This window comes from Nocardiopsis sp. N85 (genome assembly GCF_028882275.1).
GTDB classification, from domain to species: domain Bacteria; phylum Actinomycetota; class Actinomycetes; order Streptosporangiales; family Streptosporangiaceae; genus Nocardiopsis; species Nocardiopsis lambiniae.
The window spans coordinates 1-21995 of the sequence record NZ_JARBUT010000030.1; the positions used below are offsets into that span (position 1 = coordinate 1).

The window sequence follows — 21995 nt, forward strand, 5'->3', positions numbered from 1 at the left end:
TGGGGTTGATCCGTTGCGCTCGGTTGTTGGATCAGGGCTGAGGGGTTGAAGCGCGGGGCGGGGGTCGTCTCACCGGACACCGGCGAGACGACCCCTCCTCGTTGGAGCCGGCGTGGGGCCGGGGTTCGGAAGGGGGTTACGCGACCCTCGGACCCGACGATGAACGCGCCGCCGTCGGAGGCCGGCGTCGGAGGCCGTCACCGTCCGCCCCTCCCTGGAGATCCGGATGGTCGGCGACACCCCGCCCACGGGGAGGACTCCCCGGTCCACCCGCGCTCCCCCTCCGGAGGTCTCCACGACCTCCCGTGTCGGCCCGGCGCGAACGCGGGCACCACGCGACCGCCCCACCGACACGACGAGGGCCGCCGGCACCACGCCGACGGCCCCTGTCCGTTGTCCGGGTCCCCCGGTCAGCCGCGCACCCGCTCAGCGGCCAGGAGCACCACGCGCTCCAGTTCCTCGCGCGGCACGTCCTCGCCGTAGGCGATCGCCGTCACGTACAGCTCGCCGGGCAGGGACAGGTACAGGTGGCGCGTGCTCCCGTCCACCGTGCCCACGTATTCGAGGTCTCCGCCCAGGGAGTCGGCCTCGTCCGTGTGGTAGGTGTCGACGTCCACGTCGATGTCCACCTCCCAGTTCATCTCCTCCTCGGCACCCGGCACCGCCACCACGTCGGGGCTCAGGCTCGGGTCCACGTTGAGGGTGAACACCAGGGTGAACGTGGGCGCGCCCGGAGCCCCGGTGCCCTCGCTGAACGAGCAGGTCAGCTGCTCGGCATCGGCGAACCCGTCGACCTCGCGGCGGTCCTCCGCGAGCACGGTCCCCGGGGCCAGGTCTCCGACGACCTCCGCGGCGCCCGCCTCCGCACACGATTCCGGCAGCGCGTACTCCGCGGTGTCCTCCGGTTCCCCCTCTTCCTCTCCCGGGCTCGGACTCGCACTCGCCCCCGGGCTCGGGGAGGCCTCCTCGTCCCCGGAGAAGAGGCTGAAGTCCGTGTCGAACTCGTCGAGATCGACGACGTCGCAGCCGACCAGCGCGAATCCGCCGATCACGACGGCGACGACGGCCGTGCCCAGGCACGACAGGGGGGAAGACGGGATCAGTCGCATGGGTGGCTTTCGGTTTTCGGGAGGGCGCCGGACGAAAGGGGACGCTTCCGGCGGGGGACACAGGGAAACTTAGCAACTCCCGGGCCCGCCCGGCACCGGACCCGCGTCGGCCCGGCCCCGGGAACGGGACGGGCGGCACCCGGCCGGGGTGCCGCCCGTGGTCCGGCTAGAAGTTGATCATGTGCCCGGACAGGCCGTGCACGGCCTCCTTGACGGCCTCGCTCAGCGTCGGGTGCGCGTGGATGTTGCGCGACACCTCGTGAACGGTCAGGTCCCACTGCTGGGCCAGGGTCAGCTCCGGCAGCAGCTCGGTGACGTCGGGGCCGACCATGTGGGCGCCCAGGATCTCCCCGTACTCGGCGTCGGAGAGGACCTTGACGAACCCGCGGCTGTCGCCGAGGCCGTGCGCCTTGCCGTTGGCCATGAACGGGAACTTGGCCACCCGCACGTCGAACCCGGCCTCGCGGGCCTCGTCCTCGGTGTAGCCGAAGCTGGCGACCTGCGGCTGGCAGTAGGTGGCGCGCGGGATGAACTTGTAGTCGATCTCCTGGGTCTCGGCCCCGGCGATCGTCTCCACCGCGACGATGCCCATCGCCTCGGCGGTGTGCGCCAGCATGAGCTTGGCGGTCACGTCGCCGATCGCGAAGATGTGCGGCACGTTGGTGCGACCCCGGCCGTCGATGGCGATGGCGCGCCGGTCGGTGAGCTCCACGCCGGTCTTCTCCAGGCCGTAGCCCTCGACGTTGGGCGCGAACCCGATGGCCTGGAGCAGCTTGTCGGCCTCCAGGACCTTCTCGTCGCCCTCGGGGGTGGTGACGGTGACCTTGACGTTGTTCCCGGTGTCCTCGACGCTCTCCACGCGGGTGGAGGTCAGGACCTTCACACCGAGCTTCTTGTAGGCCCGGCCGAGCTCCTTGGAGATCTCCGGGTCCTCCAGCGGGACGAGGCGGTCGAGGAACTCGACGATGGTGACGTCCACGCCGTAGTTGGCCATGACGTAGGCGAACTCGACACCGATGGCACCCGCGCCGGCGATGATGACGCTGCTGGGGAGTTCGGATTCGAGGATCTGCTCCTCGTAGGTGACGACCCGCTCCGACAGCTCCGTGCCGGGCAGCAGCCTGGTGGACGAACCGGCGGCGATCACCGCGTTGTCGAAGGTGACGGTCTCAGCGGCGCCGTCCTCACCCGCGACCTCGATGGTGTGGTCGTCGATGAAGGTGCCGTGCCCGTCGATCTCGGTGATCTTGTTCTTCTTCATCAGGAAGTGAACGCCCTTGACCCGGCCGTCCGCGACCTCACGGCTGCGGCTGAACGCCTTGCCGTAGTCGAACTCGACCTTGCCCTCGGTCTTGATACCGAAGACGTCGGCCTCGTTGGTGAAGAGGTGCGCCAGCTCGGCGTTGCGCAACAGGGCCTTGGAGGGGATACAGCCCACGTTGAGGCAGACGCCGCCCCAGTACTTCTTCTCGATCACGGCGGTCTTGAGACCGAGCTGAGCGGCCCGGATCGCGGCGACGTAGCCGCCCGGACCGGCGCCGAGGACCACCAGATCGAAGTGTCGCTGTCCCATGACGGGATCTCCTTGAGTGTGCTCGTGACTCACCCAGCGCGTTCGGCCTGCCGGGATGTCGGATTGCCGAACGCCAGCCTAGTCGGGTCGGTGCCCCCTGTGGGCGACCCTCCGGTCCCTCCGTCGCGAACGGGCTGTTCACGAACGCGTTCCGACCGGTCCCCCGGGGGACGCCGGGCCGCTCCCGGTCGCGGGTGAGGGCCCGGCGCGAGGAGTCGGGCGGAGTGCGGGACGCCAGGCGGGGCGCGGGACGCCGGACGTGGAGCGGGACCTCGGGCGGAGTGCGGGAGGCCGGACGGAGGCGGGACGCCACGCGGGTCGGGACCTCAGGCGGGATGCGGGGCGTAGGCGCGCAGGAAGGCGTGCACGCCGTCGACGGCCCGGTGGTCGATCTCCTCGGGGTCGCCCGCCCGGCCCTCCGGGTCGAAGAGCGCGGAGTCCAGGGTGAGCCCCAGGACGAGGAACGCGAAGTGTTCCGCGGCCCGGGACGGATCGGGGGCGTGGACCCAGCCGAGCCGGTGGAAGCGCTCCAGGCTCCGCGCGAGGGAGGCCATGACCGGCTCGGGTGCGGCGGCGTAGTACTGCGCGGCCAGATCGGGGAACCGGCTCGCCTCGGTGATGACCAGTCGGCGCAGGGGGACGATCCGTCCGTCGGCGACGGTGGCGGCCAGCCGTCGACCGACCGTGAGCAGGGCATCGCGGGCGGCTTCGGGGGTGCCGGCGTGTTCGAGTTCGTCCGCGGCCCGCCGGGCGAACCCGGTGGCGGTGTCGATGGACGTGGTGAGCAGACTGCGGAAGAGCGTCTCCTTGTCGGCGAAGACGTTGTAGACGGTGCGCTTGGCGACCCCGGCGCGCGCGGCGATGTCCTCGATGCTGGTGTGCGCGTAGCCGTCGGCGTAGAACAGGTCCGCCGCGGCGGCCAGGATGGCCTCCCGGGAACGGGCGATGCGCGGGTCGAGGCGCCGGTCTCCGGTGGCCGTGGGGTCCGTGGCTTTCATGGGGATCACCTTAACTTCCATCCTTGCCTTATTGCACTCTTCAGTGCAATAGTGCACTGAAGAGTGCAATAAATCCGTCCGGAATCCCCGAGCACCCCGCCGACCGAAGGACGATCATGGCCACAGAATCCACCGGCACCGGCTTCGACCGCGGGGCCGCCGTGACCCGTTCCCTTCTCGGATACGGCGTGCTCGTCGGGCCCTTCTACCTGGTCGTCGGGTTGGTGCACGCCCTGCTGCGCGAGGGCTTCGACGTCACCCGGCACCCGCTGAGCCTGCTCACGCTGGGCGGCACCGGGTGGATCCAGATCACCAATCTGGTCCTGTCCGGGCTGATGGTCTGCGTCGCGGCGCTGGGTGTACGAAGGGCCCTGGGGACCGCGCGCGGCGCACGCGCCACGGCCCTCCTGCTGACCGTCTACGGTGTGTGCGTGCTGCTCAGCGGGGTCTTCGTCCCCGACCCGATGGCGGGTTTCCCTGTCGGGGCGACCGCGCCGGAGACCCCCGGCGTGAGCGGGATCGCCCACCTGGTCATGGGCGCGGTGGGGTTCCTCGCCTTGGCGGGGGCGGCCGTGGCCGGGGCGGTATGGGCCCGCGCCACCGAGCGACGCGGACCGGCCATCGGATCGATCGCCGCCGCCGTGCTGATCGCGGGCGGGTTCATCGTCGGCGCCGCCCTGGCCATGGTGCCGGGCGGGGTGGCCGGGCTGTGGCTGGCCGTGCTCACCGGGTGGACGTGGTTGGCGCTGTTCTCGGTGACCGTCTACCGGACGGTGCCCCACCCCGACGCCCACCGCCGCGCACCGGCGTCCTGACCCGGAGGGCCGACCACCGGCCACCGGCGAAGGATCACCCCACGGGGAGACCGTGGGGCTTCTCGGCGTCGTCGGTCCTCCCGGTGGCCGGCCGCCGCGCGGAGCGGGGACCGGGTTCCCCGGGAGCGACGACCTGCGGCGGGGCGCGGACCGGGCCGAACACGACGACGTCCGGGCGCGGCCCACTCCCGGAGCGGGATGTTCCAGGTGGGGTGCCCTGGGGGTGCCGTCGAGTTCGGCTCAGTGGTCCTCGACGTCGAACTCGACGACCACCGGTTCGACATCCGCCTCCAGGCGTTCCCGTTCCGCGTCGACGCAGGCCTGATCGCACAGGTTGTGCAGGGGCGGGCGTTCCTGCGGGGTGGTGAGGATGCCGTGGAGGATCTCCTTGCGCGGGTCCTCCCCCGTGCCGCCCGTGCCCCCGTTCGCGGCGCCCGTCGGGACGGTGCCGTCGGCGGACGCGCCGTTCGTCCCGCCACCACCGACCGGCGGGTCCGCCTCGCCCCCGGGCGCGGGGTCGGCGGCCGTCTCCTGTGAGGTCTCCTCGGCGGGGTCGGCGACCAGGGAGGTGGTGCGCCGCTCACCGGGGTCCCGCGCGGTCTCGGCGGCGGAGGCGTCCGGGGAGGTGGTCGCGGGGGTGAGCGCGTCGGCGATCCCCACCCCGGCGTAGGCGACACCGCCCACGACCAGACCGGCCGCGGCGATGAGGGCGACGCGCGCCGGCCACGGGTTCGGCCGTGCCCGGGGGGCGGGGGTGTTTGCGCTCTCCGGGTCGGAGGCGATGACGGGGTCGGGCACCGGGGGCTCCTGGAAGGGGGGACGGGGGATGTGGGACGTGTCGGAACGCGCCCCGGGGGTCGGTCACCGGTCCCACCCGCGCGGGCCGGGGGCGCCCGGGGGACGGAGCCCCTGAGCCGACCGCGGATGGTTCCGCGCCGCCCGGCACGGAGGGCCGGGCGGTCGGGCGGGTCGGTCAGGCCGACGAATCCGTTGCGGGCGGCGGCGGCCACTTCCACTCGGGCGCCCACGCCCAACTCTCCGACACCCCCGGCGGGAGCGGTGGCATCAGATGGGCGCCGGGCGGGCGACCGTCGTCGGGCGGCAGGCAGCCCCGGGGTTCCGGTGCCGGCTCGGCGGCCCACGGGTCGGAGGACGACCGGACCGGCCACGATCCGGAGGACGGCTGCGCGGTCCACGGCTCGGGTTCGAGTCCGGATTCGGGGGTCGACGGGGACGACCACGGCTCGGACGACGCCGGGAGAGGCCACGGTTCGGGCTCGGACGCGGGCTCGTCGACCCACCCCACGGCCTCGCGCGGGTAGGCCTCCGCCCACGACTCGGCGCCGCCCTCCGGATCCGTCTCCTCGGCGGCGGCCGTCTCCGCGTCCAAGGCCGAGAACGTGGACGACATCGGCCCCGAGTCGACCTCCTCGAAGTGCGCCGCCACACCGAAGTGGCGGGGCGGCCGGTGCGACCCGGTGTCGCCGTGGTCGATCTCGGGCGCCAACGGGTGGCGCACCGAACCGGCCGGATGCATGCGCGACCACCAGGCGGTGGCCTCGTCCGGGTGCAGTTCCTCAAGGATCGTCAGACCGCCGGGGATCTGGGGGTGACGGCGTCCCGCCCGCCACGAGTGGGTGAGCGTCTGCGGTTCCAGGACCAGCACCCGCTCCCCGTCCACGAAGGGGATGTCGGCGGGGCACGCCTCGTTGCCGACCCACGTCCCGTCACCGCCGACCAGGTCCCACTCGCCGCGCACGACGTCGGCCAACGGGTCCGGCTGGGCGTCCAGACAGGCCGCCGTCCACCTGGGGTCGGGACGGTCGCCGGCGAGCCTGCGCCCTTCCTTGCCGATGAGGGCGTCGGCCAACAGGGTGTGCAGCTGGAAGTTGTCGCCGATGCCGTCGAAGCGGACCCGGAACCCCCGCCAGGAGGACCGGTCCAGCACCAGGACCATCTCCGCCTCGGCCATCCGCAGGAGTTCCCCGACCTCGATGAACTCGGGCAGACGGGTGGACAGCGCGTGCACGATCTGGCCGAGCCCTTCCAGGGCGCCGGCGTCGGAGCGCACGGCCGCCCGGACCCGGGAGTCACCGAGCATGGCCTTGGCGGCGAGCCCGTACCGCAGGGAGGTCCACCAGCCCACGGTGGCCAGGGGCGCGTTCTCGCCCAGGACCTCCTCGACCCGTTCCTCCTCCGCCTCGCCGACTTCGAGGGGGGACGGCGGTGTGCCGCCGCCGGTCTTCTCCCAGGCGTGCATGAACGCGACCGCGGCCTGACCGTAACTGCCGAGTTGGCGCAGCACCTCCAGACCCACCTGTCCGGCGGGGGCGCCGGCCTCCACCAGGGCACCGGCCAGGACCGCGAGGTCGGCGGCGATGCCCGCCACGGATTCGCAGTCGGCCAGCACCGGGGCCAGCGCCTCCATGGCGGAGCCCAGCTCCTCCTCCGGCACCTGCGAGGAGAGCCGGAAGACGTCGTGCACGGCCCCGGAGAACCCGGGCGCCTGTTCGGCCGCGGTGTCGAGCACGCGTTGGAACGCGGCACGGAACTCTTCAGTCACCCGAGAATCCTTCCATATACACCCGTATTGTCCGTGGTCCGGATGCATACGTCCACATCAGGGCACTGATGAACGATAGGCGCGGATGGGGAGGAGTCAGACCTCGGCGAATCGGACCCCGTGTCCCCCGGGTTCCAGGAAGGCCAGGGTGCGCTCGCCCTCGGCGACGACGGCGTCCCGGTCGGCGCCGTTGATCGGCGCGAACGGGGTCACCTCCATGTGGGGGACGGCGCCCTTGCCGCGCACGACCTTCCAGGCGGCGCGCACGAATCCGTCCACGAGCACCGTCGCCGGTGGCATGCCGTTGCGGGAGGCGAGACGGGATCGGTACTCGTCGGGCAGGACCCGGCTGCGGTCGAAGTGGCCGCGCAGCACGTTGTCGAAGTCGTAGAGGAACCGCACCGGAGCGGTGACGTCCTCGCCGGGCCGGGGGGCCTCGGGCAGGTCGAACAGCACGGTGCCGTCCTCCGCCCGCAGTTCCACCAGCCGATCGCGCAGGCCCTCGAAGACCTGCTTGAGCCTGGTGAGCGAGGACCAGGCCTGGACGTCCTTGACACTCGCGGGCCCGAACGCCGCCAGGTAGCGCAACACCAGCGCCTCGGGGTCGGCGTCGGCGTCCATGGCCGACCCGGTCCAGGTCTCGGCGGGCGCGAACGCGGGCGAACCGTTGGCGCCCCACACTCCGCGCGGGGGGATCTGCACCAGCGGGAGCCGGTCCTTGACCGCCTGGGCCAGATGGTCGCCGTTCACCCCGGGCCAGCGGTCCTCCAGACGTTCACCGAGTTCCCGGGGGGTCATCGGGCGGGTGAGGAGGAGTTCGTACCCGGCGCGGGCGATGGCGTCGAGGTCCATGCCACGGGTGGCCTGGCCGTGGTTGCTGCCCGAGAAACCGCGATCGATGGCGGGTTGCACGGTGGGACGCAGGATCCGGCAGTCCTGAGGGGTGACGAGGTGGATGGTGCCGCGCATGAGGGTGATCCGCACCAGGTCGCCGTCGGTGAGCATCCGGCCGACGGCGTGGGGGTCCAGGCCGTCGATGCGGTTCTCCAGGCCGAGGTACCAGGTGTGGGTGGTCTGGGCCTGGAGGCCGACCAGGTGGGTGACCACGTCCTCGACGGAACGGTCCGTGCGGGCGAGGAGGAGCTGGCGGTCGAGCGTGGCCCGATTCAGCGCGCGGGTGCTGAGGACGGTCCCGGCCATGGCTGGCTCCCTCGACGGACTCGGCAACGGGGGTTCCCCGGCACTGTACCGGTCGACCCCGACATTCCTCGTCTCACGGACGAAGGGCCCCCACGTCCCCTACCCGCACCGTGGACGCATGTCCCCACGCCCCCTACCCGTGTCCCCAGGCCCGTTCCCCGCGTGGCGAACCGGTGGACCCCACGCCACGGGCCGGCCGAAGGAACGGACCGGCCGGACGCCACGCGGTGAGGAGACCGCGCGATGGGTTCCACGCCGGTGAGGGCGGACGAGACCGCCCCCGGCCGCCCCCGACAGCACTCGGTCCCGGGGAGCAGTCGGGGCGGCCGCGCACTCCGTCGACGGAACCTTTGACGGAGGCCCCCGCGATCGCCTCGGGAGGTCCGGTAGGGCCCGGCCCGGCGGTCGCCGGGCCGGGCCGTCCAGGGTCAACCTCGCTGGTCTTCGGGTGCGGACACGTCCGGGGCACGGGTGCCGACCCGGGTGTGGCCCGCCCCCACCGCCAGGGCGGCGAGCACGAGGACCACCGCCGCGAGGACCGGACCGCGCGCCCCCGGTCCGGCGTAGGCGATCCCCCCGAGGACCGGGCCCACGAGCGCGCCCAGGTTCAGGGCCGCCGTCGCGAACGAGCCGCCCAGGGTGGGCGCGCCCGTCGCGTGCGCCATGACGCGCGCGATCAGGGTGCCGCCCACCGCGAACGACAACGCCCCCTGGATCGGGGCGCACACCACGACGGCGAACGGGTGCGCCGCCCCGACGGCGAGCAGGCCCCAGCCGAGGAACAGCCCGCCCCCTCCCCATACGAGCAGGGTCCGCCAGTGCCGGTCCGCGAAACGGCCCGACACCTGGACGCCCGCGAAGGCGCCGACGCCGAAGAGCGCCAGCACGACCGGCACCGCGGCCGGGTCGAGTCCGGCCGTGTCGGTGACCAGCGGCGCCAGATAGGTGAACACACAGAACGTCGCCCCGTTGACGAGCACGGCGAGCAGCAGGACGATCCGGAGCGGTCGGCTCGCGAGCACCCCGAACTCCGCGCCCAGCGCACGGGGACGGCCGGGACCGGTGTCACCGCCGAGCCGGGTCGGGGTGGCCACGGCCACGGCGACGAGTGCGGGGACCGAGAGCACGGCGACGGCCCACAGCGTCGTACGCCAGCCGCACCCGGCGCCCAGGGCGGCCCCCAGCGGCACACCGGCGATCAACGCCAGGGTGGTGCCGCCGAGCACCACGGCCAGCGCGCGGGCCCGCAGGTCGGCGGGGACGACGGCGGCGACCGTGGACAGCGCGACCGCCAGGAATCCGGCGTTGGCCAGGGCCGCGACGACCCGGGTGGCCATGAGGACGGCGAAGTCGTCGGTGAGGCCGCCCACGACGTGGGCGGCGATGAACAGGCCGAGGAACGCGGTGAGGGTCCAGCGCGGCGGCCACCGACGGCCCAGTACGGCCATGGCGGGGGCGCCGATCACCATGCCGACGGCGAAGGACGAGGTCAGCAGACCCGCCCGCGGAATGGATACGCCCAGGTCGTCGGAGATCGCGGGCAGCAGGCCGGCGAGCATGAACTCCGACGTGCCCTGCGCGAACACCGCGACGGCGAGCATGTACAGCAGGAAAGGCACGGGTGTCTCCCGAGAGCGTCGTGTGAACGGAACACGTGCGCACGGCACCACCGACGTTCACGGACGCATGGGAGGGAGGCCCCGCCACGGGGGCCGGGAATCCTCGGCCGACGTCAGGTCGACGGCGTCGCGTGCCACCGGAGGACCGGCGGCACACGTCTGGACGCTTCGGGAGATGACACGGCACCGAACCTACCGGCCGACCCCGGAGCGGTGTCCACCCGTTTCCCGCCAAGGGTCCGGCATCGGCCGTGGAACGGTCGACGACCGGCCGGGGACACGCCACCGCCCCGGTCCCCGCTCCGAAAGAGACCTGTGGACAACGGCCTCGCGTCTCCGTTCTCCGGCAAGCTGAGGGCATGAACGTGGACGAGGTGTTCGAGTGGCGGGGACGAAGGATCGCGTGGGGCAGGCGGGGCGAGGGGCCGCCCGTGGTCCTGTGCCACGGCACGCCGTGGTCCTCCCGGCTGTGGTCGCCCTTCGCCGACGCGCTGGCCCGGGACTTCACCGTCCACCTGTGGGACATGCCCGGTTACGGCGCCTCCTCGAAGGACCCGGAACACCCCGTCGACCTGGGCGTGCAGGGTGAGGCGTTCGCGGCGCTCCTGGACCACTGGGGGCTGGACCGCCCACGTGTCATCGCCCACGACTACGGGGGCGCCGTGGCGTTGCGCGCCGCGCTCCTGCACGGCGCCGGGTACTCCGCCCTGTGTCTGGTGGACGTGGTGGCGCTGCGGCCCTGGGGGTCGCCGTTCTTCACCCTGGTCAAGGAGAACGCGGAGGTCTTCGCGCTCCTCCCCGACGCCGTGCACGAGGGCGCCCTGCGCGCCTACATCTCCGGTGCGGGCCATCGCGGTCTGCGCGACGACGACCTCGACACGCTCGCCGCCCCGTGGCTCGGCGGGGAGGGGAAGGCGGCGTTCTACCGGCAGATCGCCCAGGCCGACGAGCGCTTCACCGAGCAGGTGGAGCCACGGTTGGCCGACCTGTCGTTCCCCGTGCACATCGTCTGGGGCACCGAGGACACCTGGATACCCGTCGACCGCGCCCACCGCCTGCACGCGGCGATCCCGCACAGCACACTGTCGCTCGTCCCCGGGGCCGGACACCTCATCCAGCTCGACGCACCGGTCGCCCTCGCCGACGAACTCCGCCGCTGGCTCTCTCCCCGACCATCCGCCGGGTGACCGCGTCCCGGCCGCGCGTCACCGAAGGAGCACGCACCCACGAACCGACACACCTCGACCGCACACCGACACACTCCCGGCTCTTCTCGGAGGCCAACGCCGTGAGAACGGGGTGGACGCTCGGGGATCAGTGGTGGGCGGAGTGGGGGTCGGGGGTGAGAGCGCGGAGGGTGCGCAGCGTGCGCACCAGGTAGAGGATCGCCTCGGCGTCCTCGGCCGTACCTTCGGCGAGGTCGTAGACCATCTCCAGGGACGCGATCACCTCGCACAGGGTCGGCTGCGCGGTCGGCCACTCCCAGCCGGTCGTCCGCGCGCCCGTGTCCCGCCGTCCCTCGTGCGACATGAGCAGTGCCTCGTACACCGAGGCCGGATCGGTTCTCACCACGTCGGACCTCCCACCGGGACGTCTCTCGCCTCCTCACGCACGGAGGACCCCACCGGACACGGGTGCGACATCGGATTGACCGACGTCCACGAACACGCCTGCGCCGGGCAGGTCCAGTAGCCGTCCGCCGTCTCCTCGCCCGGGACCGCCACCGTTCGGGTGCCCGCCCGCGGTCCGCGCAGGCGGACGGTCAACGCCCGGCGCGCCGGGACGCCCCCCTGGGCGATGTGACCGCTCTCCTCCTTCGGCGCCCGTCGGTGCGCGCCGCCGCTCCCGCTTCGGGACACCGGAAGCCGCGGCGTCGTCCCGTCACGACCGATTCCGCGTTCCGCCTCCCTCAACCGTTCCACGAGCCCCTCCGGGGTGGGCGCGCTCTGCCAACGGACCGCTTCCCTCCCCCGGTAGAACGCCACGTACGCCCGGAGCGCCGGGGCCCACATCACCGTCCACCACGGCCCCGCCTCGGCGTCGAGCCGCCGCGCCGCCCCGTACTGTTCGCCGTCGTCGGCGCTGTTCCACCCCATCGCCCGCGTCACCCTCGATCCAGCTCGAACCAGACCGTGGTCCGCCCGCCCTCGGACAGGGTCCCCCACCTGTCCGCCTGCATGGCGACCAACCTCATCCCGAACCCGCCTTCGCGTTCCAGGTCCTGCTCGCGCACGTGCGGGGTCCCGGGAACGTCGCCGTAGGGCCCCTGGTCGGTCACCCGGACCTGTACCCGTCCCCGCAGCCGGTGCAGTGTCGCGACGACCTCGCCGCCCGGCAGTCCACTGCGCGAGTGTCGGACGGCGTTGGTGAACAGCTCACTGACCAGACCTTGGAGTACGTCGCTCTTCGCGGCGGGCAGGAGCGCGAGCGCCGCCATGTACCGACGCAGGACCGCGGTCTGTTCCGGGGTGCCCGGCAGTGTGAGCGAGTGCCCGAGCTCCCCGGTCCCGACGTCCACGATGATCGCGGCCCGGTCCCGCGCCTCGATGGTGCGCCGGGGCAGCGGCACCGGCCTGGACATCTCGGGACAGGGCGGTCGGGGCGCCACCCCCCCGATGTCGTCGTCGGCCGTCTCCGGTCGTTCTCGACGGGGGTCCATGCGGGTCACCGATCCCATCCGTGTTCTTCCGCCTTCCGCCTCGCTGTCCGACGACGCCGCGAACCACTCGGCCCGAACGTGAGGGGTCCAAAGACCCTTTCGGCTTCGGTTACCGTGCGGCTTCGTGACAACACCTTGGGGCAGGACTTCACGGAAACACCAGCGAATCAACCACAGGGACAACATTTCGGTGAATCGGTTGCGAGCGGTTGAGAAGCCGTTGCATCGTGGTTCTCTCCGGTTTCCCCCCTTGGTTGAACAGGTGACGAATGACGGATCGCCGCAAGCCCGAATGGGCCAGGGTGGGCAAGGAACTCAAGGCCCTCCGCAGCAAGGCCAAGCTGACCCAGGCGGAGCTCGCGCCTTACGCCAGCGTGGTTGCCGCGCACGTCTCCGCTTGGGAGAACGGCAAGAGGGGCATGAGCGAGGACCAGGCGTCCAAGCTCGACCGGGCGTTGAACGCCAACGGTCAGCTGCTCCGGGCATGGGAGAGAAACCAGGCCTCTGGAACCATCCCACCCTGGTACAAAAAGGTCCCGAAGCTGGAGCAACAATCAACCGAGCTTCGGGAGTACCAGTCCCAGATCTTCCCCGGACTGATTCAGACCCCCGAGTACGCCCGAACCACGATCCAGCACACCGCACCGTGGGCCACCACCGACGAGGTGGAAGAGATGGTGCTGGCGAGAAAAAAGAGGCAAGAGATACTTGAGAGGGACCATCCTCCGCTAGTGTCTGTCGTGGTAGAGGCGTTCGTCCTAGACCTCATCATGGGTGACGAAACCACCCAAATCGCCCAACTCGATTGGGTGTTGCAACTTGTCGGGGAAGGCAAGATCCGCTTCCAGGTCACACCCCCGAGGACCCTGTATCACCCCGGCGCCGCTGGCCCGTTCCGGATCTACACCTTTCCCGACAATCCGCCGCTGGCCTCCGCCGAGTATGCAAGCGGCGAAGTGCTCATCGATGACCAAGAGACCGTGCAGAAGTGCATGACCATCTTCGGTCTGCTGCAAGCCGAGGCACTACCCATGGGGGCGAGCGTTGAATTTGTCAGGAAGGTCAGGGAGAGCATTGAAGAGCAAGCACGAGCGCGGCGAGCTCCTGTGGCACAAGAGCAGCTACAGCGCGGCGCAAGGCAGCTGCGTGGAGGTGGCCGAAGGGCGGAGCGTTCTGGTCCGTGACACCCAGAACCGTCCCCTCGGACACATCGATTACTCCGCCAGGGCGTGGGCGTCCTTCGTTCGGGGCGTGAAGCACCACGCCTGAGCCCGCGCCAGAGGATCGCCATGGAGGAAACCGACATATGAGCGGCCACAGCGCCGGCGAAGGCAGTCGCGTGGAGGTGGCCGAGGGGCCTCTCTCGTCCTTGTCCGTGACACCCGGAACCACCCCCTGGGACACCTCGACCATGACCCTGACGCCTGGACCGCGCTCCTCCGCAGCCTGAGGGTTCGGGCCTCCAAGGTTTCGATCCCGATCAACGGCCGACCGGCACACCCCCGGTCGGCCGTTTTCGTTCACCCGTATCCCCGAAGCGCATTCCGGCCATACACCAACCGATGCACATTAAGTCCGGACAATAAGGGATACCCCCCTGACCTGCGACAACGCCGTTCCGAACATCCCCTCGGCGGTTCTCGGAGATCGGTCGACATCCACCCCCCGGACGGCTATACGCTTCTACCGAAACCACGTTCATAGGTACCGGCAAAGCAGAGACCTCGCGACGCCCATCGAGCGCCCGAGGTCGTGGCCGGCAACACGAACCCTTTAACCGCAAGGGCTGCCGGCGTGCGCCAGTCTAACGCCGCGCTCCTCACCCGTGCCCTGCGCATGGTCGGAGCGCTGTTCTCCCCTCCCCGTGACCGCCACCGTCGAACCCCCCGGCTCCACCTCTTCCGCCGAGGGGCGGCCCGCGTCCGTCGCTACGCCGCCGCCCCGGCGCACCACCGCTCCCCGTCCCCGGGCCTCTCGGCGAGCCGTCCCACGACTGCCGTCACCCGCGCCCGAGGCGATCTTCGACGCCTCCGAGCCGTCCCTGGTACGCCCGTACCACGCGGACCACGAGCGCCGTCGGTTCGGCCGGGAGGGGGACGACCACGCCCAGGCCGAGGCCCACGCCCGCCCGACCCGGTGGGCCGCGCCCGGCCCCGGGGGGCGACCTGCTCGTGGCCAGCCCGCCCCGGGTTCCGGAGACCGTGCCGAGTCTGCGCGAGGTCGCCACCGACCTCGGCGACCTGAGGGACGCGGTACGCGTGTGGGTCGCCCGGCGCGAGGCCCGCGGGGCCCGGCAGGTGCGGGTGTGGGAGGACGCCCGGAGTTCACCACCGCCGAGGGCGGGCCCCTCCGGAGGGTTGTCCACAGCCTGGGGACATCTCCCGGATCCTCCCCCGAAACCGCTCGGTCCACCGCGCCCGAGCGGCGTTCCCCCTCCCCGCCGCCCACCCAGAGGACCGGTCGGTCGCGGCGCCGGACGTCCTCCCCCGTGCCGCCCGGCCCCGTGCCCGTCGCCCCTCCCGCACGCACCCGCACCCGCACCCGCCAAAGGAGTCACATGCCGAATCCATCCCTCGCGATGCCGCTCCCCTGATCCTGAATCGGCCGGACATGGTTCCGACACTGCTGCGTGAGGCTCTCGGACACCCGGTTCCCGACCACACCGAGGCCCTCGTGACCCCGCCGGAACCCACCGCCCCGGGCACCGGGGAACGGCTCCCCCATGTGGTGGTGTCACCGCGCGATGGCGGGCGCGACGTGCCGGCCGTGGTGGTGGGGCCACAGGTCGACCATGAAGCCGCGAACCGGCTCCGGTGGGCGGAACACGTGGCCGCGACGCAGTCGAAGTGGGGCTGCCCGGTGGTGCCGCCGATGCTGTGAACCGAGGTGCGGGGCGGGCGACCGCCCCGCACCTCGCCGACGGCGCCCCGCGCATGGAGTGCGGTCGCTACGGTCGGAGGTATGCGCGACATACGGGTGATCCTCATCGGCGGTACCTCGCACACCGGAAAGTCCACCATCGCCCGGCTGCTCGCCGAGCGGCTCGGCTTCTCGCATGCCCGCACCGATCTCCTCGCCCGGCACCCCGGGCGGCCCTGGCGGACACCCGAACGGGAGGTGCCCCCGCACGTCGCCGAGCACTACGGCACGCTCCCCCTCGACGACCTCATCGACTCCGTCCTCGCCCACTACGAACGCCTCTGGCCGCGCATCGAGGAGACCGTCGCCGCGCACGCCCTCGGCGACGGCCCCGGCCTGGTGCTGGAGGGATCGGCCCTGTGGCCGCCCCGGGTCGCCGGGCTCGCCACCCCGAGCACCGGGGCCGTATGGCTCACCGCCCCGGGAGACCTCCTGCGCCGCCGCGTGTACGCGGGCTCGGACCACGCGGGGGCCGCCCCGGAGGAGCGACGGCTCATCGACGCGTTCCTCGCCCGCACGCTCCGCTTCCAGGAACTCATGCGCGTCGAGATCGACCGGCTCCACCTCGCCGAACCGTCCGTCGACGGCTCCCGCGGCACCGGGCGGACCGCCGACGCCGTGCTCGCCGCCGTCACCGCCCAGGGGCACGCCCCGACCGCCTGACCCGCACACGATCACCCGGGTCGGAGCCACCGTTCCCCCCCTTCGTTCAGGATTGAGCCAGGAAGACTCAACTCAGGGAACAACACCTCGTGCAAGGCCGCTGTCAAGGACGAGACCTCGCGGACCACCGCACCGGTGGCCGCGCACGGGTTCGTCATCGCCACCCCCGAGTGCGGCCACCCGGTCACGGCCGTCCCGAAGACCGCGCGGAACCCGCACCGCCGGGGCCGCATCCGGAGAAGCGCGGCTCAGAAGCGCGGCTCAGACGAGGCGTGTCTCCCCGATCGCACCATCTGGGATCGTCGGCCTGTTCGCGGCTGTGGCGGTGAGCACGGCGCTCGCCGCGATGGGCTACGCCGCCCTGGGCGGAAAGCGCACGTTCACGTCACGGCCCCGGATCGTCGCCGACCACTACGAGGTGCTGTCCGAGCCGCGCAGCGCCGAACGCGGTCGCGACCCGCTCGTCCGCCTCTCCCTGGCCTCGCCCGACCTCTGACCCGCCCGTCGCCCCGTCCCTGCGGACGAACCGGCCCCGGTGCTCTCACGAACGCCGGGGCCGTCCACGGTTCACGGTCGCCCGTCCCCGCAGTCGACGTAGTCGGCGACGCTCGCCTCGTACTCCTCGGTCGTGTCGAAGACGCCCTCGAACTCCTCCGTGTAGGCGTCCACGAACGCCTCACCGTCCACCGGGTCCCCGCACCAGGTCACCTCGTTCGGCCACAGCGCCCCGTTCAACGCGGCGTCCAGACGACTCAGACGGTTGACGGCGTCGATGTCCCACCGGTCCTTGTCCAGGACGACCTCGTGCCCCTCACCACCCTCAACGGGGCGGACCACCTTCGACTCCAGCAGGATCCCCCGCGACCACTCGTCGGTATCGCCCAGTACCTCCTCCGAACCGGTCTCGACGAACATCCGATCCAGGGTCCGGACGCTCACCTCACGCTCCATCCAGAAAAAGGAGACACCGGTCCTGTCGACCGGCTCCGGCTCCTCGTCCTCCGGAATCCCACCCCCGCATGCGACCAGCAACAGCAGTGCCGGCAGGGCGCACGCGCTCCGGACGGCACCGCGTGTGCCGCCCCGACCCCACAGGTCATCACTCGCCATCGTCGTCGCCCCTCTGGTCCGGGTCGAAGTACGACCGCACGTCTTCGTACGCGCGGTCGAACTCTCCGGTGAACTGACCGACCCGGGTGTCACCCGGGTACGTCCGCCCGTCGCTGGTCGTGAAGGGCACGTCGCCGATGACGTTGCCCATGGAGGCGTCCATGGACCACCTTCCGCCGTCCTGCCGGAAGCCCTCGTTCCAGTTGTCCGAGTTCTTCTCCACCGAGACCGTGACGTCGGAATCGAAGGTGAAGTCGTCCGTGATGTCCTCGGCGTCGAGCACCCTGCCGTCCTGCCGCACGGTGACCACCCCACCCTCGATCAGATCCTGGAAGTCCCCGTTGTACCGGACCTCGTTGAACTTCGAGGGGTCGTTGTGCGCGACGTACTCCAGCGCCTCCACCTCGAAGTTCCGCACCCGGTTGATCTCGCCGCTGTACGTGGCGCCCCGGGGGACCACCTCGTAGTCGCCGTCGATGATCGCGTCGACGATGCCGTCCCCGCCCAGGGCCATGCCCTTGGACACCGCAGTGCCGATGAGCGGGATCTTCTTCGACAGTCCCGTCGCCTCGCCGACGAAGAACTCGGCGATCGCCTTGTCCCGGTCGACCTGGTCCCCCAGGTCCTCCTTGCGGTCCTGGGCGTCGCGACCGGTGGCCTCCTCCAGCAGGCCCTGCAACGTGCCCAGGCCGCGCGCGTTGTCCTCGGGGCGCCCGTTCTCCAGGAACGCCGCCGTCTCGATCTGTTGGTAGACGTCGACCGACTGGATCAGCCGCGCGGCGGACTCGTCACCGCCCATCAGATAGTGCATGAACCGAGCGCGTTCCTCCGCGCCCAGGCGCGCGGTCCCGCTTTCCGGGTCGAACGCGCCCACCCCCTCGACGGGAAGGTTCTCCGACTCCCAGACGTCGCTGGTGGCGAAGCTGTAGATATTGGCATCGAACACGTCCACGAGTCCGAGTCCCAGTTCGGTGTTGAACTGGGTGAACACCGCGTCCTCGTACTCGTTGTCGCCTTCGGTGACGTGCACGCCCGTGTTGATGAGCTGCTCGTACATCTCCGGCTCGGTGATGGTCTCCATGAACCCGGCGAACGCCGTGCCCGCGCGCTCCCGTACCTCGTCGTCCTCGCTGAGGGCGTCCTCGGCCATCCAGTCGACGAGTCCGCGCGCGGTGGCGCCGTCGTCGTGCCACTCGTAGGTGAGGATGCCCTCGACGGCGTTGGTGCGCTCGTGCGGGGCGAGCTCCGGCAGACCCGGGATCTCCGTCTTCCCGTTCGGGTACTCGCCGGTGAGGATGTAGTGGTTGGCGTCCTCGTTGCGGGTGCCGACCTCCACCAGCGGGGCCAGCTCCTCCGACACCACCCAGCCGTCCTCGCCCTCCGCGCCCCAGTAGTGCATGTACGCGCCGGCGCCCAGGGTGAGGTTGGTGGAGAAGGCGTCGCCGCCCTGGAGCTCGTCGTCGGTGTAGCGGAGCAGTTGCGACAGGGCCCGCGCGTCCTCCTGGTAGGAGACGAGGTGGTAGGGCATCTCGTTCTCACCCGGCAGGTGGAGGAAGGGGCCCTCCGCCGCCCGGCGCACGCTCTGGGGCAATAGGTCGTAGCCGCCGCCCAGGTCCTCGTCGGAGAGGGTGAGGAGTCCGTCGCCGAGCACGCCGAGGGCGTGGGCGCGTTCCTCGCCGCTCATGTGGTCGCCCTCCATCCACGCCGGAACGGACAGGACGCCCGTGTGGTGGCCGCCGCCCTCCATCTCCAGGTTCGTGTAGAAGGCCTCCAGGAAGTCGATCTCCTCGGAGCGGAAGCCGCTCCCCGTGTTCTGGGCCTGCTTGGCGTTGGTGCCGATCATGGCCATCACGAGCATCAGCTCGTGGTAACGGTCGTCCAGCGGCTTGTCACCCGACCAGTAGGCGGCCAGCTCCGTGGACCACTCCTGGGCGTTCTCCTCGGTCAACTCGTTCTGGTCGACCAGCATCGTGTACTTGTTCGGGTCGAGGTTGTAGAACGCCCAGTTGGCCTGCCCGCCGTCGATGAGCTTCTGCACGTTGGCCTTGGTCGGGCCCTCCTCCAGCATGTCGCCGATCTCCTCGACGTGCTCCTGGTAGGTGTTCCACAGGGTGTCGAAGCGGCCCTGGATGTTCTCCCGCTTGTCGACGAGTTCGTCGTAGAGGTCGCGGCAGGTGTTCTCCTCGGCCCAGAAGTACCACTCGCGTTCGGGGAAGGTCGACGTGATGAGACTGGAGGCGTACTTGCCCGGCACCCGACCCTCCCGGTCGGTGACGGCCGTGCGCCACTCCTCCATCAGCTCGTCCCGACCGTCCCGGAACTCCTCGACGTGATCGGCCCACATGTCGCTGACCATGGCCGCGTAGGTGAGGGCGACGGCGGTGTCCACCCACAGCTGTCGGTCCTCGGCGGACAGAGTGCCGATGTCCCAGGCCAGGATGCTCGTGAACTGCCCGGCGGCCCCGTCCAGGCTCGCCTGGAGGTTCTCGGAGTCACCGAGCACCCGCCCGTTGAGTTCCTCGAAGTCGGTGGAACGCGCCCGGACCAGGGCGGGTACGGCGTCGATGGTGCGCAGGCTGAGGGAGAGGTCGAAAGAAGCCACGGGGGTTCCTCATCGGGGAGCGGGGTGGGGGGGTCAGTAGAAGTTGACGTTGCCCAGGCCGGGGGGCACGTCCTGGGTCGCGCCGGAGAGTTCGTCGGCGCTCTCCAGGTCGTTGAGGGCGATCTCGCTCGCCCCCGCCTGGATGTTGTCGGCCAACTGGAGACCGTGCCCCTGCACGTCCACGAACCCTTGGAGGTGGCGTTCCCGGAAGGACCGCCACCCGGCCTCGACGTCCTCCTCGCCGGCGACCCGGATCGCGTCGTCGACGGTCAGGTCGAAGGCGTCGGCCAGACCCGCCATGGCCGTGGCCAGTGCCTCCGCGTCCTCACCGCCCTGACGCGCCTCGTTCGGATTCACACCGGTTCCACCGCTCATCGCGGATCACCACCTTCGTCGGAACGGGACCACCGTCATACGTAGATCGCGGGGAAAAGGTAACAGTTGAGGGTTTCACGCATGGTTACCTCTTCGTGATCCCTCGTCCGGGACGCCGTGAACGCGAACGGGGGCCGTCGGCGTGACGCCGACGGCCCCCGTGGCCCGGTCCGGTACCCCTAGTACTGGACCGGGATCTCCTCGAACTCCCCGAACGGGCCGGCGCGCAGGGTCAGCTCCTCCACGCTCGCGGCCGGGGCCGGGAACACCGCGACCAGGTTGTACGTGTTGTCCGGCTGAAGGACGTGGACCTCTTCGGCGAAGCTGCTGTAACGCCCGTCGCCGAAGTCCATCTGCGCCACGTACCGCACCAGGCCGCTCTCCGGCTCGAACAGCTGGAAGCCGCCCAGCGTGCCCTTGCCGAACTGCTCCGGGCCACCGGCGACCACGTCGGAGCCGCCCATTTCGGGGATCAGCGGCTCGTCGGTGATGTTCGTGAACGCGACCGTGCCGATCACGTAGGCGCCGTCGCGACGCAGCGGGTAGACCTCCAGCCGGATGCCGTCCTGTTCGCTCTCGGCCACCACCGAACCCGGGTCGTCGTCGTAGGGGGCCGGCCAGGTGACGTTGCGCTGGGCGGTGTCCAGGCCGTCCTCGTCGTACTCCTCTTCCTCCGTCGCCTCGACGGTGTCGTCGAAGATGTACGAGAACTCCACGCGCCGGTTCCGAGCCCGGGCCTGTTCGTCGTCCGGGCCGCCCTCACGGGCGACGGGCTCCTTCTTGCCGCGGCCCTCGACCTCCAGTGCGAAGCCCGTGCCGATCTCCTCGGCGAGCAGGTCGCGCACGCTCTCGGCGCGCTGCACCGACAGGCGGTCGTTGTAGGCGTCGTCGCCGATGCCGTCGGTGTGACCGATGATCGTGATGGTCGGCTCGTCCGGATCGACGTTGTTCGCGAGGGTGGTGGCGGCCCGGCGGACGACCTCCTCCGCCTCCGGGGTCAGGTCGGAGCGGTCGAACTCGAACATGACGTCGGAGTGCAGGGAGATGATCTCGCGGTCGCCGTCACGGGTGGTGGAGGCGATCTCGGAGTCGACGAAGCTCTGCACCCACCCCTCGTCGGCGACGGCGTTCTCGTCGGGGCGCCGGTTGACGAAGGTGAGGTTCTCACCGCGCGGCGGGGGGTTGTCGAGGGAGAGGTGGTCGGCCCCGTTGGGGGTGTCCGGGTCGGAACGCTCCTCCTCGACGTCCTGGACGGGGATGCCCGTCATGGCGCCGAGGCCGCTGCCGACGAAGGTCACCTGGGCGACCTCGTCCGGGATCCGGGGGAAGTAGCGGACGTACTCGTTGGTGACGCCGTCGTGGACGGGATAGAGACCGTCCTGGTTGGGGCTCTCGGACCCGTACTTGAGGCCGTCCCCGTCGAGGTACTGCCGGTAGACGCGGCCGGTGAGGGGGTCGACGAGGGTGTGGGCCATGCTCAGATTCCGGTTGGGGCCGGCGAAATCGTCGAGATAGGTGATCTCGTAGTACATGACGGTGTACTCGTCGGTGCGCTCCAGGCCGGTGATGGCGAAGCGCATCTCGGCGTCCTGCCCGGTGTCCTGGAAGATGCGGCCCTCACGTACGTACGGGAACTCCTCTTCGACATCCGGAGGGCCGGACGCGTTCCCGAACGTCTCGGACCACCAGTCCGATATGTCCGCGGTGATCGTGCAGCCACTGAGCAGGAGGCTGCCCGAGACCATCAGCGCGGCCGCGGCGAGGGGCGTCTTCCGCACCATGTGGGGGAA

At 71.1% G+C, this 21995-nt stretch carries 21 protein-coding genes; 7 read left to right on the plus strand and 14 right to left on the minus strand.

The genetic code is table 11. The features are described from left to right. Positions 1–410: 410 nt before the first annotated feature. From PWG71_RS27305 to PWG71_RS27315, 3 genes are all read right to left on the minus strand, one after another. Complete coding sequence (locus PWG71_RS27305; protein WP_274812915.1) at positions 411–1109, minus strand: hypothetical protein; 699 nt, start codon at positions 1107–1109, stop codon at positions 411–413. A 166-nt stretch (positions 1110–1275) separates the two neighbouring features. Then, positions 1276–2682: a dihydrolipoyl dehydrogenase gene (gene lpdA / locus PWG71_RS27310; RefSeq protein WP_274812916.1), complete on the minus strand. Its 1407-nt coding sequence runs from the start codon at positions 2680–2682 to the stop codon at positions 1276–1278. A 326-nt stretch (positions 2683–3008) separates the two neighbouring features. Next, entirely contained in the window at positions 3009–3680 is a 672-nt protein-coding gene (locus PWG71_RS27315) for a TetR/AcrR family transcriptional regulator (protein WP_274812917.1), read from the minus strand. Between the two features lie 116 nt (positions 3681–3796). Between PWG71_RS27315 and PWG71_RS27320 the strand changes: the two genes are divergently transcribed. Next, on the plus strand, positions 3797–4495 hold the full coding sequence (locus PWG71_RS27320; protein ID WP_274812918.1) for a DUF998 domain-containing protein: 699 nt from the start codon (positions 3797–3799) through the stop codon (positions 4493–4495). A 240-nt stretch (positions 4496–4735) separates the two neighbouring features. Here PWG71_RS27320 and PWG71_RS27325 read toward each other — a convergent pair whose 3' ends face one another. The 4 genes from PWG71_RS27325 to PWG71_RS27340 all read right to left on the minus strand — a co-directional run bounded on the left by PWG71_RS27325 (position 4736) and on the right by PWG71_RS27340 (position 9877). Continuing rightward, positions 4736–5293: a hypothetical protein gene (locus PWG71_RS27325; RefSeq protein ID WP_274812919.1), complete on the minus strand. Its 558-nt coding sequence runs from the start codon at positions 5291–5293 to the stop codon at positions 4736–4738. 175 nt (positions 5294–5468) lie between these two features. Then, entirely contained in the window at positions 5469–7058 is a 1590-nt protein-coding gene (locus tag PWG71_RS27330) for a hypothetical protein (RefSeq protein WP_274812920.1), read from the minus strand. A 96-nt stretch (positions 7059–7154) separates the two neighbouring features. Then, complete coding sequence (locus PWG71_RS27335; RefSeq protein ID WP_274812921.1) at positions 7155–8258, minus strand: winged helix DNA-binding domain-containing protein; 1104 nt, start codon at positions 8256–8258, stop codon at positions 7155–7157. Between the two features lie 428 nt (positions 8259–8686). Further along, positions 8687–9877 carry a Cmx/CmrA family chloramphenicol efflux MFS transporter gene (locus PWG71_RS27340; RefSeq protein ID WP_274812922.1) on the minus strand — a complete coding sequence of 397 codons (1191 nt, stop codon included), beginning with the start codon at positions 9875–9877 and terminating at the stop codon, positions 8687–8689. 359 nt (positions 9878–10236) lie between these two features. On the opposite strand from PWG71_RS27340, the gene PWG71_RS27345 reads away from it, so the two are divergent. Beyond that, the gene (locus PWG71_RS27345) at positions 10237–11064 is read left to right on the plus strand and encodes an alpha/beta fold hydrolase (protein WP_274812923.1); all 828 of its coding nucleotides are present in this window, start codon (positions 10237–10239) and stop codon (positions 11062–11064) included. A gap of 127 nt (positions 11065–11191) precedes the next feature. Here PWG71_RS27345 and PWG71_RS27350 read toward each other — a convergent pair whose 3' ends face one another. From PWG71_RS27350 to PWG71_RS27360, 3 genes are read right to left on the minus strand one after another with little or no spacing between them, the layout of a single operon-like run. Then, positions 11192–11446 (minus strand): hypothetical protein, encoded by a 255-nt coding sequence (locus tag PWG71_RS27350; RefSeq protein ID WP_274812924.1) that lies wholly within the window; start codon positions 11444–11446, stop codon positions 11192–11194. After that, positions 11443–11973 (minus strand): hypothetical protein, encoded by a 531-nt coding sequence (locus PWG71_RS27355; RefSeq protein WP_274812925.1) that lies wholly within the window; start codon positions 11971–11973, stop codon positions 11443–11445. Before PWG71_RS27355 ends, PWG71_RS27350 begins: the two co-directional genes overlap by 4 nt. An 8-nt stretch (positions 11974–11981) precedes the next feature. Next, the gene (locus PWG71_RS27360; protein ID WP_274812926.1) at positions 11982–12554 is read right to left on the minus strand and encodes an ATP-binding protein; all 573 of its coding nucleotides are present in this window, start codon (positions 12552–12554) and stop codon (positions 11982–11984) included. 284 nt (positions 12555–12838) lie between these two features. Between PWG71_RS27360 and PWG71_RS27365 the strand changes: the two genes are divergently transcribed. The 5 genes from PWG71_RS27365 (at position 12839) to PWG71_RS27390 (ending at position 16614) form a co-directional block, all read left to right on the plus strand. Further along, positions 12839–13720 (plus strand): helix-turn-helix domain-containing protein, encoded by an 882-nt coding sequence (locus PWG71_RS27365; protein WP_274812927.1) that lies wholly within the window; start codon positions 12839–12841, stop codon positions 13718–13720. After that, positions 13689–13805 carry a DUF397 domain-containing protein gene (locus PWG71_RS27370; RefSeq protein ID WP_446725107.1) on the plus strand — a complete coding sequence of 39 codons (117 nt, stop codon included), beginning with the start codon at positions 13689–13691 and terminating at the stop codon, positions 13803–13805. Before PWG71_RS27365 ends, PWG71_RS27370 begins: the two co-directional genes overlap by 32 nt. A 1341-nt stretch (positions 13806–15146) precedes the next feature. Next, positions 15147–15416, plus strand: a complete 270-nt coding sequence (locus tag PWG71_RS27380; RefSeq protein ID WP_274812928.1) for a hypothetical protein — start codon at positions 15147–15149, stop codon at positions 15414–15416. Between the two features lie 81 nt (positions 15417–15497). Then, the gene (locus tag PWG71_RS27385) at positions 15498–16118 is read left to right on the plus strand and encodes a hypothetical protein (protein ID WP_274812929.1); all 621 of its coding nucleotides are present in this window, start codon (positions 15498–15500) and stop codon (positions 16116–16118) included. 325 nt (positions 16119–16443) lie between these two features. Then, positions 16444–16614, plus strand: coding sequence for a hypothetical protein (locus tag PWG71_RS27390; RefSeq protein ID WP_274812930.1), 171 nt, complete (start codon positions 16444–16446; stop codon positions 16612–16614). A gap of 71 nt (positions 16615–16685) precedes the next feature. Here the strand turns inward: PWG71_RS27390 and PWG71_RS27395 are convergent, their stop codons facing one another. From PWG71_RS27395 to PWG71_RS27410, 4 genes are all read right to left on the minus strand, one after another. Continuing rightward, a complete protein-coding gene (locus PWG71_RS27395) occupies positions 16686–17057 on the minus strand; it encodes a hypothetical protein (RefSeq protein ID WP_274812931.1) in 372 nt (123 codons plus the stop codon). Between the two features lie 160 nt (positions 17058–17217). Next, positions 17218–19830 carry a TPR repeat region-containing protein gene (locus tag PWG71_RS27400; protein ID WP_274812933.1) on the minus strand — a complete coding sequence of 871 codons (2613 nt, stop codon included), beginning with the start codon at positions 19828–19830 and terminating at the stop codon, positions 17218–17220. Positions 19831–19863: 33 nt separating this feature from the next. Continuing rightward, a complete protein-coding gene (locus tag PWG71_RS27405) occupies positions 19864–20205 on the minus strand; it encodes a hypothetical protein (protein ID WP_274812934.1) in 342 nt (113 codons plus the stop codon). A gap of 179 nt (positions 20206–20384) precedes the next feature. Then, positions 20385–21986, minus strand: coding sequence for an OmpA family protein (locus tag PWG71_RS27410; protein ID WP_274812935.1), 1602 nt, complete (start codon positions 21984–21986; stop codon positions 20385–20387). Positions 21987–21995 lie beyond the last annotated feature (9 nt).

Coding starts and splice junctions, on each gene's coding strand:
- PWG71_RS27345 (WP_274812923.1), top strand. CDS start 10,237: ATGAACGTGGACGAGGTGTTCGAGTGGCGGGGACGAAGGATCGCGTGG.
- PWG71_RS27320 (WP_274812918.1), top strand. CDS start 3,797: ATGGCCACAGAATCCACCGGCACCGGCTTCGACCGCGGGGCCGCCGTG.
- PWG71_RS27380 (WP_274812928.1), top strand. CDS start 15,147: ATGGTTCCGACACTGCTGCGTGAGGCTCTCGGACACCCGGTTCCCGAC.
- PWG71_RS27360 (WP_274812926.1), bottom strand. CDS start 12,554: ATGGGATCGGTGACCCGCATGGACCCCCGTCGAGAACGACCGGAGACG.
- PWG71_RS27410 (WP_274812935.1), bottom strand. CDS start 21,986: ATGGTGCGGAAGACGCCCCTCGCCGCGGCCGCGCTGATGGTCTCGGGC.
- lpdA (WP_274812916.1), bottom strand. CDS start 2,682: ATGGGACAGCGACACTTCGATCTGGTGGTCCTCGGCGCCGGTCCGGGC.
- PWG71_RS27405 (WP_274812934.1), bottom strand. CDS start 20,205: ATGAGCGGTGGAACCGGTGTGAATCCGAACGAGGCGCGTCAGGGCGGT.
- PWG71_RS27335 (WP_274812921.1), bottom strand. CDS start 8,258: ATGGCCGGGACCGTCCTCAGCACCCGCGCGCTGAATCGGGCCACGCTC.
- PWG71_RS27385 (WP_274812929.1), top strand. CDS start 15,498: ATGCGCGACATACGGGTGATCCTCATCGGCGGTACCTCGCACACCGGA.
- PWG71_RS27355 (WP_274812925.1), bottom strand. CDS start 11,973: ATGGGGTGGAACAGCGCCGACGACGGCGAACAGTACGGGGCGGCGCGG.
- PWG71_RS27305 (WP_274812915.1), bottom strand. CDS start 1,109: ATGCGACTGATCCCGTCTTCCCCCCTGTCGTGCCTGGGCACGGCCGTC.
- PWG71_RS27315 (WP_274812917.1), bottom strand. CDS start 3,680: ATGAAAGCCACGGACCCCACGGCCACCGGAGACCGGCGCCTCGACCCG.